Here is a 2750-nt window from a genome sequence, read left to right as displayed (position 1 = left end):
AAGCGTTGACTGTCCCTCTTGAATGCTTTGTTATGTAACTTTGCTAACTATTTCAAAGTATTACAAAGAACAGCATTGCCAAATATCGTTTAACTTACATGAAAAGTTAGCAGTAACCCAGTAGAATTTGCGTGACAACGACGAAACTGCGAGCCCTAGTTCAAAGAAAAAAATGACTACCACTAAACTTATCGCAAACTAGCTTTACCAATAAAGCTCAGAGCAAAGACTCGAAGAACAAGGAGACGAAAACTAAGCCAATATGAATAAGACTGACTTTGCAAAATTTATAAATAACCTATTAAAACAATAAGTTAAAATCATAAGACATATAAAATAGAAGCTAACTTAAAAATGCAAAAGCATAAAAAAACTTTAACTTTCAATATACTGCGGTCTTTTTCTTTACGGTTACATAACGCCGCATTAAGGGGCAGGCAACGCAAACAACTGCGCTCAAACTAACCAACCGTAACCTCAAATGCTCAACCAAACCAAAACTGCCAAGCGTTGACTGTCCCTCTTGAATGCTTTGTTATGTAACTTTGCTAACTATTTCAAAGCATTACAAAGAACAACATTGCCAAATATCGTTTAACTTACATGAAAAGTTAGCAGTAACCCAGTAGAATTTGCGTGGCAACGACGAAACTGCGAGCCCTAGTTCAAAGAAAAAAGTGACTGCCACCAAGCTTATCGCAAACTCGCTTTACCATTGAAGCCAGAGTAAAAAACTCGAAGAACAAGAAGCCGAAAGTTAAATCAACATGCATGAAACTCGCTCAGACAAAGTCGACATTGAAATTAGATCAATCATAAAAAATATTTACTTTTCAATGCATTGTGGTCTTTTTTCTTTACGGTTACATAACGCCGCATTAAGGGGCAGGCAACGCAAACAACTGCGCTCAAATTAACCAACCGTAACCTCAAATGCTCAGCCAAACCAAAACTGCCAAGCGTTGACTGTCCCTCTTGAATGCTTTGTTATGTAACTTTGCTAACCATTTCAAAGCATTACAAAGAACAGCATTACCAAATACCGTTTAACTTACATGAAAAGTTAGCAGTAACCCAGTAGAATTTGCGTGACAACAGCGAAACTGCGAGCCCTAGTTCAAAGAAAAAATAACTGCCACCAAACTTATCGCAAACTCGCTTTGCCATTAAAACCCAGAGCAAAGACTCGAAGAACAAAGAAGACGAAAACCAAATCAACATGAATAAGACTGACTTTACAAACTATATAAATAACCAATTAAAACAATCAGTTGAAAGTATCGAATATACAAAGCAGAAGCTAAATTCAAAGTAAAAAAACCATAAAAACACTTTAAATTTCAATACATTGTGGTCTTTTTCTCTACGGTTACATAACGCCGCATTAAGGGGCAGACAACGCAAACAACTGCGCTCAAATTAACCAACCGTAACCTCAAATGCTCAACCAAACCAAAACTGCCAAGCGTTGACTGTCCTCCTTTAATGCTTTGTTAGCAGAATTTTTAACCCCTATACTTTTCATACAGTGATTCAACAGTATGCTCAAAAAGCTCTTTTACCGCAGCTTTAACTTCTGGAATAGAAACAATATCAAAGTCTTTCGAAACCGATTTACGTCCAAATATATTTAAAAAACCAGGCTTCATAACGATATCTAAATTCAAGATCCCTGAGTGCACATCAACTGGTACATATTGGTAACATGCATAAACGTTATCCTTACCAAGTAAAAAGTGGAAACAACCACCCACACCATATTTTTCAAAACCATCAATCTCTGCAGCCCAAGGATAAGCATCCATTATTTCACATAGTTCCCTATGTAATCTGACCTCTTTCTCATGGGTAATAAGATCTTCACCATCGACTCTATGGTCATAAATCACTCGTACTACACTCACCGATTTCTCCATAATTCTGCTAACGCCCGGTTAAGGGGCAGCCAACGCCATAACCAAGCTTCCGCATAACACGTAACCACAAAAACCAACGCATGGTAAAAATGCCACGCGTTGGCTGTCCCTCTTGAACCGTTTGTTATGCTTAAGCTTCAATGACTTACGTTTTACCAAAACCAAGATTAACTCAGCTTTGATGCACAAACAAAACCCAAAAACCAAAAAAACTGAAATGACTCATAATTTTGAAAATCAGACTTTGAACTTTGGCAGCTAAAACGAAAAAACCTAAGATCAAGTTGCTGATTGAGCCAACTGGCCTAATCTCGTGCTTGCCCGAAAATTGACTGAGGCAACTCTCAGAATTTTTAGCGCCCAAGAATGGATGTCCAGAAAACAGCGCCCGCTGAAGCCAATTTGCCGACGAGCACGAAACTCACAAGCCAAGGGAATAAAGAACAATCATAAACCACTGATTTTGGGTGATTAAGCATAACGCCGCATTAAGGGGCAGGCAACGCAAACAACTAAACTCAAACTACCCAGCCGTAACCTCAAATACTCAACCAAACCAAAACTGCCAAGCGTTGACTGTCCCTCTTGAATGCTTTGTTATGTAACTTTGCTAACTATTTCAAAGCATTACAAAGAACAGCCTTACCAAATATCGTTTAACTTACATGAAAAGTTAGCAGTAACCCAGTAGAATTTGCGTGGCAACAACGAAACTGCGAGCCCTAGTTCAAAGAAAAAAATGACTACCACTAAACTTATCGCAAACCCACTTTACCATTAAGAAAAAACGGAAAACTCGAAGAACAAAGAAGCCGAAAGCTAAATCAACATGCA

1 protein-coding gene is annotated in these 2750 nt (G+C 38.2%); it reads right to left on the bottom strand.

Going from position 1 to position 2750, the window contains the following annotated elements; genetic code table 11:
• Positions 1–1505: 1505 nt before the first annotated feature.
• Positions 1506–1904 carry a hypothetical protein gene (locus FKN05_RS16405; RefSeq protein WP_170887980.1) on the bottom strand — a complete coding sequence of 133 codons (399 nt, stop codon included), beginning with the start codon at positions 1902–1904 and terminating at the stop codon, positions 1506–1508.
• Positions 1905–2750 lie beyond the last annotated feature (846 nt).

The organism is Vibrio sp. 1-1(7) (assembly GCF_013048485.1).
GTDB lineage: Bacteria > Pseudomonadota > Gammaproteobacteria > Enterobacterales > Vibrionaceae > Vibrio > Vibrio fujianensis.
The sequence above is the reverse complement of the archived record's forward strand: the minus strand, read 5'-3'. Positions and strand labels throughout refer to the sequence as shown.